The sequence below is a fragment of the Rhodopila sp. genome, assembly GCF_035548235.1.
In the GTDB taxonomy this organism is placed as follows: domain Bacteria; phylum Pseudomonadota; class Alphaproteobacteria; order Acetobacterales; family Acetobacteraceae; genus Rhodopila.
On the sequence record NZ_DASZTJ010000153.1, the window covers coordinates 23,119 to 31,292 of the forward strand.

General features: G+C 67.4%; 6 protein-coding genes. 1 reads left to right on the plus strand and 5 read right to left on the minus strand.

All coding sequences use genetic code 11. The features are described 5' to 3' along the window. Window positions 1-41 precede the first annotated feature (41 nt). The 5 genes from VHB27_RS13130 to VHB27_RS13150 all read right to left on the minus strand — a co-directional run bounded on the left by VHB27_RS13130 (window position 42) and on the right by VHB27_RS13150 (window position 7,543). On the minus strand, window positions 42-2,459 hold the full coding sequence (locus VHB27_RS13130) for a response regulator (RefSeq protein ID WP_325601074.1): 2,418 nt from the start codon (window positions 2,457-2,459) through the stop codon (window positions 42-44). 312 nt (window positions 2,460-2,771) lie between these two features. Continuing rightward, window positions 2,772-3,056, minus strand: coding sequence for a hypothetical protein (locus VHB27_RS13135; protein ID WP_325601076.1), 285 nt, complete (start codon window positions 3,054-3,056; stop codon window positions 2,772-2,774). A 154-nt stretch (window positions 3,057-3,210) separates the two neighbouring features. Continuing rightward, the gene (locus VHB27_RS13140; RefSeq protein WP_325601078.1) at window positions 3,211-3,501 is read right to left on the minus strand and encodes a hypothetical protein; all 291 of its coding nucleotides are present in this window, start codon (window positions 3,499-3,501) and stop codon (window positions 3,211-3,213) included. 113 nt (window positions 3,502-3,614) lie between these two features. Continuing rightward, a complete protein-coding gene (locus VHB27_RS13145; protein ID WP_408903999.1) occupies window positions 3,615-4,214 on the minus strand; it encodes an NUDIX hydrolase in 600 nt (199 codons plus the stop codon). Between the two features lie 326 nt (window positions 4,215-4,540). Beyond that, window positions 4,541-7,543 (minus strand): PAS-domain containing protein, encoded by a 3,003-nt coding sequence (locus VHB27_RS13150; protein ID WP_325601080.1) that lies wholly within the window; start codon window positions 7,541-7,543, stop codon window positions 4,541-4,543. 323 nt (window positions 7,544-7,866) lie between these two features. Between VHB27_RS13150 and VHB27_RS13155 the strand changes: the two genes are divergently transcribed. Next, on the plus strand, window positions 7,867-8,174 hold a 308-nt coding region (locus tag VHB27_RS13155), incomplete at its 3' end, for an AbrB/MazE/SpoVT family DNA-binding domain-containing protein (protein ID WP_325601082.1).

Genomic DNA, 8,174 nt, shown 5'->3' on the forward strand with positions numbered 1-8,174 from the left:
GAAAGGATCGGCGGATCGACCGGCGTCGACGCCGGTCACCGTCACTGGCCGATCAGCCCGTGCTCCAGGACCGCGGCGTCGCTTGGCATCGTCCGCAACTGGTTCAGCACCGATTCCAGCTCGCGGATCGTGAACGGCTTCCGCAGCAGGGCGGAGAGGCAACTGGTCGACAGGTCGACCTCCGACAGTTCGGCGTAGCCCGTCACCAGGGCGATGGGCGCGGTGATGTTCCGGTCGCGGATGGCCTGCGCCAGTTGCAAGCCGTTCATCCCCGGCATCAGGTAATCGAGCAGCAGGAAGTGCGGCGGCGTCGGCAGCTTCGCCAGGATTGACAGCGCCTGCTCGCCGTCCTGCGCCTGCACCACCTCGCAGCCGAGGTCGCGTGCCATCTCCACGGTGACCTGGCGCACGGCATGGTCGTCATCCACGACCAGCACCAGTTCCTTGGGACGCCCGGTCGCGCGGCCGGCCACGGGCGCGGCGGCGACGGGATTCACCGCTTCCACCTCGGTCGCGCGGGGCAGCAGCAGGGTCACGACGGTCCCCTCGCCGGGCGTGCTGTCGATGGAAACGCTGCCGCCGGACTGACGCGCCATTCCATACACCTGGCTCAGGCCGAGGCCCGAACCCGCGCCTGGCCCCTTGGTGGTGAAGAACGGATCGAAGGCGCGCGCCTTCACTTCGGACGTCATGCCGCTGCCGGTGTCCGAGATCCGGATCCGGATATAGTCGCCGGGCGCCAGGTCGCGTTCCGACCGGGCGATCTCGCTGTCGCGTCCGACGCAGGCATTGTCGGTCGTCAGCGTCAGGGTCCCGCCCTCCGGCATCGCGTCGCGCGCGTTGAGGCACAGGTTGAGGATGCCGGCTTCGACCTGGCTGGGGTCGACCATGGCCGGCCACAGGTCGTCGGCAAGCTCCGACACGACCTGGACGCGGCGGCCCAGCGTGCTCGTCGCCAGCGTGACGAGTTCCTGAAGCAGCGCGTTGATGTCGGTCGGCCGCGCGGCGAGGCGCTGCCGGCGGGAAAAGGCGAGAAGGCGGGAGGTGAGCTGGCCGCCGCGCTGGACCGCGCCCGTCGCCCGTTCGATCAGCTTCTGGAGACGTTCGGTGTCGCCCTCGGTCCAGTTCTTGGCAGCCTGGGCGAGCCGGCGCTCCATCAGTTCGATATTGCCCAGGACCGTTGCCAGCATATTGTTGAAATCATGGGCGATTCCACCTGCAAGCTGACCGACCGCCTGCAGCTTCTGCGCCTGGTGCAGCGCCGCCTCGGTCTTCTCGCGGCCGGCGATCTCGACCTGCAGGCGGTTGTTGCTTTCGGACAGCTCGCGGGTGCGCTCCGCGACCTGGGCTTCCAGCAGATGCGCCTGCGCCGCCCGCTCGATCTCCCGCGCTTCCAATCCGGCTGCCATGGCATTGAACGAATGCGCGAGGGCGGAGAACTCCGACCCGGAATCGTCCAGCTCCGCCCTGGCGCTCAGATCTCCCTCCCGCCATCGCCGAGCCGCGCGAAGCAAGGCATCGGTCGGCTTGACGATGAACCGGCGCCCGGCCAGCCAGGCCAGCAGCAGGGCGACGCAGGCGGCGCCCCCGATCACCATCAGGTCCTGGTAGTTCGCCTGGTCCAGATCGGCCGTCGCCTTGGGCAACTGCAGCGCCTCGACGATCGCGAGACCGTACGACTGCGCCGCCAAGGGCATGTAGCCGACGATGTAGCTCCGGCCCTTGGGGTCCTCCAGCGTCGTGACGCCTTCGGTGCCGTGCGCGATCACCGGGCCCAGCCAGGCCGGCAGCCGGGTGGGCGGGGGCTGGGCCGATGCGCCGGCATGGCCGATGACCATCCCGTCGCTATCCGTCACATACAGCTCCGACCCCGCCGTCGCCCCCGATTGCTGGGTGTCCGCGGACTTCAGATGATCGGCGAGCCAACGGATGCTGAGGCCGGCGACCAGCACCGTCCGGAGCACGCCGCCGCTTGGGGACGGCATCGCGACGGCGATCGGCAGGACCCCTTCGGATGTTTCCCTGGCGAAGACCGCATGGCCGGTGCTCGTCCCCTCGTGTCCGATCAGTTCCAGCATCCAGCTTGGAACCTGTGGCCGGGTGGACAGCAGGTCCATCCCCGGTTCCTCGGAAACACAGGTGATGGTCTGCGTGACCGGATCGGCCAGGGCGAGAAACCGGTAGCGCGGCAAGCCGGACCGCAACTGGTCCAGCTTCCGGTCGCAGTCTTCGGAGGTTTGCCCGATCCCCGGGACCTGCACGGCCAGGACGCCAAGCTGGTGGACCCCGTCCACGATGCTGTTCACGTCGGCATTGGCCAATTCAACCTGACGCAGGACAAGCGCGCCCAGTTGCTGGCGTCGTTCGGCGTAGAGATTTGTCTGGGAGTATACCTGCGCCGTCAGGATCGGCAGCAGACATCCAAGGATCAGCAGGATCAGCCTTGTGGAAAGCTTCATCGAATCGCGTCTCGAGCCGATGTCGCGCACCTGACCGGATTTGTCACAACCGACGGTTGACGGTTTGTCCAGGGAGACGTCAACCTGCAGCCCTTTTCCGCTGGACGGTCTGCCTGCGTGGGTCCGCCTGTAGAGGGTCGATCGTCATGCCATCACCGTCCGCGGCACGAAGCTTAGCAAAAAGTGTAGAAGTGTTGCCAGTCGAGAGCGGATTGAACAGACCGATCCCTTCACGTTTTGGCGATTGTCCCGCGCCGCTGCCTGGGCCCGCCACGAACAAAAGACCGGTCCAAGGCGATGCGCATCGCCCGTTCAATCGATCGTTACAAAGGTGATGCTTGTGCCGTCGGACAACGAAACGGTCTCCCGGGCGTCCGTTCGGCCCCCATCCGCCGTGGTCGTTTCGGACTTTTCGGATTCGCTTCCGACGAGCGTCGGATGCTCCTTCCGATCCAGCAACAGGCTCGACAGGTCGAGATCGACCGCCGGCCGGGACGTGACGACGGCCCCCGGAATGCCGCGCGGCCGGTCGTCCCTGTCCGCCCGGCCCATGGCATCGCAGCCACCGCGTAAGCGGGTCCGGCTGATCTTCCGCATCGTCCACCTCTCCGCTGTTCGCCGGCAGCAGGCGAGGCTGTCGGGACGGAGCGTTTTATTGGCGGGACGATGAAGGAATCGTAATCGAAGGCATACACATGCCCACGTTTCCAGCATTTTTGTCGGCAGTGGCCGTCGTTAGCAGTGGCCGTCGTTACCGGATGGGAACGCTGACGCTGAACCCGGGCGTCTGGATCGGCTTGCGGTCCTCGGGGGAGCGGTAGCGGGACCCGGGCGCGAAACCGTATCCAGGATCGAAGGTCGGCGCCCGATAGAATTTCAGGGCGACGGTCGGTCCGCTGGCCAGGCTGGACGGCGCCGTGAGGTCGGCGTCCGGCACCGGCGCCACCGATGGCAGCGGACGCGTCAGCGGGGGAATCGGCGGTATCGGAAAATCGTCGGCGATCTTCGGCGCCGCCGCCCGAGCCGTCCGCTGTGCAGCCAAGGCTGGTACCGTCCGTGCTTTGGCCGCCAAGGCCGGCGGCGTCCGCGCCTTGCCAGCCCAGGCTGGCGACGGAACCGGCCAGAGGGCCGCGGCCAGCGTCGCCAGCGCCACGGCTATGCCTGCGCTCCGGCCGATCCGGACATGGGATGGGTGCCCCGCGGGTCCGCCGGCGGATTGCCGACCGGTTGACCCAATGGACCGGCGCCGGCCGAACGCCAGGCTTGCAAGGCCCAGTGCACAGAAGGGAACGCGATTTCGGTCCATGGGATTGTCTCCCACGAAAATAAGGCAACTTCCAGACTTTCTTCTCCTGCCTCGAAACGAGGTTCGCCGGCATTGGCGAAACGGGCACGGAAGATCATCTGCACCTGCCCGATACGCGCGATGCTGAAGACGCCCAGCAATCCCTCGATCGCGATTTCGGCCCCGGCTTCTTCCAGGGCTTCCCGCGCTGCCCCCTCATGCGCGGTTTCCCCCAGTTCCATGTAGCCGGCGGGAAGGGTCCAGAAGCCCTTGCGCGGATTGATCGCACGGCGGCACATCAGCACCTTCTCGTCGGACACGACGACGGCGCCGACGACGATCTTGGGATTTTCATAGGCGACGAAGCCGCAATCGGCGCAGACCAGCCGCTCGCGGTTGTCACCATCAGGAACGCGCCGGACGAAAGCTGACATCCGTGACAGGATGACGCCGCCGTTCGACCCGATCAAGTCCGTGCCGCCGGCCGATCGTTACGCTCGGATATACAAGGTCTGGCCGCGACCCGGTCCCAAGGGCTGCTCGTTCGGTTCGCCTGGCGGTCGTTGCGCCGCCGGTTGCGCGTGCGGTCCCGCGTCGGCCGCCGGCGGCAGGAGCCAGCTCAAGAAAGCGGCTTTCAGGCGACCGAAACCCAGGGGCGCCGAAGGATGCGAAGACGTGTCCGTCATGGCCGCCTTGATAGCGCCGGCCGGTAAACAAGTGCTTAACAATCCAGCGGCTGACGTTCCACAGGCTAACCTTCCACAGGCTAACCTTCCACGGGCTAACCTTCCACGGGCTAACCTTCCACCGGGCTGTCGGCCAACCGGCACGCGCGGCGCAACTGCCGCGACGCCACGGCGAACGCGGTCTCGACCCGCTCCATCGCGTCGCTGCCCAACGCCGAAAGCTGGTCATCGTGCGCGGCCATCATGATCCTGCGCAGTTCCTGCTCCAGCCCTGCCAGGCCGAAAGAGGCCGCCACGCCCGTCATGGTATGGGCGTGTACGGTGACGGCGACCGGCGCGCCGGCAGTCAGGGCGCGCCGCAGGTCCGGCATGCGGTGATCGAGGTCCCTCAACGCCTCCCGGACAAGTTCGGTGACGCGTTCGGGGGGAAGGTTCGTCCGCAGTTCCTCGATCCGTTCGGCGGACAGGGACGGCGCGTCCCGGTCCGGGCCGTTGTCCGGTTCCTCCTCGGGCATGGCCATCAGGTGTTCCGGCGACCAGACATGGCGGAGCAGCACGTCCAGCATCTCCGTCAACGCCACGGGCTTGCCAAGGACCCCGTTCATGCCCGAGGCGAGGAATCGATCCTCGTCATTGCGTGAAACATGGCCGGTCAGCGCGATGACCGGCACGCGGCGCGCGGGGCCGGGCAGCGTCCGGATGACGCGCGCGGCCTCATGCCCCCCCATGCCGGGCATGAAGACGTCCATGAAGACGATGTCGTAGGGCGCCCGCTGGATCAGCTCGATCGCCTGCTGGCCGCTGGACGCGACATCGACGCTGTGCCCGGCGCGGCGCAACAGGGCCGCGGTCACCATCTGGTTGGCCGGCACGTCCTCGACGAGCAGGACGCGCGTCCGCGGCAACTGGCGAAGGGCCGGTTCGATCGATCCGGCCAGGGGCCCCGCCTCGCCGCCCGACCGGGTCGTTTCGCGCGCCGGCGAAGCTGAAAGCGGCAACGTCGCCCAGAACAGGTTTCCGCTCCGGCCGGATTCGTCGGACCAGGTCCGATGCCCGATCTGTCCGCCCAGCAGGGCCATCAGTTCGCGGCAGATCGCCAGCCCGAGGCCGGTTCCGACGGTCTCGACCTCGCCCGGCCGCCCCAGGCGTGAGAACGGATTGAACAGCCGCTGCCGGGCACTCTCCTCGATCACCGGTCCTGCATCCAGGACCGAGAGCCTTACGGCGACGGTATCGTCCCCGGCTTCGGCGATCACGCGGATCAGGCCGGGATGACCATATTTGATCGCATTGGAGATCAGGTTCAGCAGCACCTGGCGCAGCCGGCTGGGGTCGGTCCGCAGCACGTCCAGCGCACCCGGCCGGATCACCAGTTCCATCGACAGGCCCTTGTCGGCCGCCTGGGCGGCGAACATCTCCAGGCAGCTCTCCAGCAGCGGGCGAAGCTCGAACAGGCTGGGCCGGATCGCGAGCTTGCCGGCTTCGATCTGCGACATGTCCAGGATGTCGTTGATCAGGGAGAACAGGATCTCTCCCGACTGCCGCGCCAATGTCACCAGCGACTGCTGGGCCGGCGCCAGCATGCTGTCGCTCAGCAGCCGCACGGTGTTCAGCAGGGTGTTCAGCGGCGTGCGCAACTCATGGCCGACCATCGCCACGAAACGCGATTTCGCGAGGTTGGCGGTCTCGGCCTCGGCCCGCGCCTTGCGCAGCGCTTCCTCGACCCGCTTGCGTTCGGTGATGTCGGAATAGAGGGTAACGAAACCACCATCCGGCATGCGCTTGCGGCGGAGTTCGATCGTGTGGCCGTCGGGCCGCTGGCGTTCGACGACGCCGAACGGCCTGTCCCGTATCCGCGCCATCCGCTGCGCGACCTCGGCCTCGGGGTCGGGGATGGGTCCGAACTGGCCGACGGCGATCTGGGCGCGGAGGATGTCCTCCATCGGCAATCCGACGCGCAGGATCTCCGCGGGCACGCCGGCGATTTCCGGGAACAGCGCGTTCCATTCCATCAGCCGCATCTGGGCGTCGACCGTGGCCACGCCGTCGCTCATGCCCGACAGCGTCCCTTGCAACTGCCGGGCCTTCGCGTCGGCGACAGCGCGCGCGGCCTCCAACTGCGCGTTGGCGGCTGCCAGGACGGCCCGATCCTGGACGATCGTCGCTTCCCGCCGCCGCGCGAGTTGGCCGCTGCGGAGCAGCACCAGCGCCAGCCCGACCAGCAGCGCCGTGATGCAGCCGGCGAAGACATAGGCCTGGATCTTCCACTCCTCGGCCGGACGCATCGCTTCCGCCTGGTTCATCGAAACGACGATGGCCAGGTTCCGATCGGGGATCCGGCGGAAGGCATGGATGCGGATGACGGCGTCGGTCGCCGACGGACCAACCCAGATGCCGGCCGGGGCACGGCTGATGGCCCGGAACATCGGCGTGTCGGCGATGCCGGCGTCCGGGTCGACGGCGGTGGGGCCGACCGCGGCGCGGATACGACCGTCATTCAATCCGACCAGCGCGAGGAACGCTCCAGGCCCGAGATCGGTCTGGCCGAACACGTCGGTGATGGCGCTGATCCGGTACTCCGCGTCCAGGACCCCGGCGAAGCCGCCGTCAGGCGTGCGGAGCGCGCGCGCCACGTTCATGTGCCATTCCCGCATGATCTTTCCGACCGTGGCGGGGCCGATATACAGGCTGCCGGCTTTCGTCGCCTGCCGGGACAGGCCGACGAAGAAGTCGAGGCGGCGGACGTTCGTGTTGATCGCCTCCTCGACGGAGGACTGGCGGATGGTCCCGTCCCTGTCCGCCAGCACGATGTCATGCCCCAGGCCGTTCAGCGCCGGCGAGCGGTTTTTCCAGGCTTCGAGGTCGAACTGTCCGGGATCGCTCTCCCACGCGTTCTCCATGACTCGCAGCGTCTGGTCGATGGTCAGGATCTGCCCGTTGATCTGTTCCGCGAAGGTCAACGCCTGGTTCGAGACGGTCGCGGTGACGCGGGCGAGCACCTGGTCCCGCTGCGCCTGGACCGCGCGCAGGGTGGACGCCCAGGTCAGGGCCACCAAGGCCGCCGCTACCAGGACGATCCCCGCGGCGCCGGCGAAATGCTTGTCAGGCCTCATTTGGTCGTGGGCAATGAACCATCGGGGATTGGCGGGGAAGTTTGGAAACCGTCTCCTAATCCTAATGACCCGGTGATTACAACTCAGAAGCAGTCCCGGGTCGGCGTCTGCGTCGCCGGATTGCAATGTTGCGCCCAAATGGGGCTGCCTCGGGGGGCTGCCTGGGGGCCTGTCCGGCTGGGCCTGTCCGGCTGGGCTGGTCCGGTTGGGCTGGTCCGGCTGGACTGATCCGGCGGCCTTGCCCGGCCGCCAAGCTGCGGGGACATCGACCGCGCCACCGCACCGCACGCGCCCGGCAAAGGCGAGGTCATGCATGAGTGCGAATGGGCACCGGATTGAAGGGAATGACGATTTCCGTTACCTTGCAGCAGGAGCCAATGGAGATCCTCCTGACTTCCCTCACCGTCACTGCGAAAGGCCAGGTCACGCTCAAGCGCGACTTGCTGCAACACCTGGGCATCAAGCCCGGTGAACGGGTCGACTTCGAAAAGCTGCCGGGTGGGGAACTGCGCGTGCGGGCGACGCGGGCGACCGGAACGATTGATGGTTTCCTGCACAGCCTCGACGGCAAAGTGAAGCTTAGGAAGCCGCTGTCGATCGAAGACATCAACCGGATCGCAGCCGCAGGGTG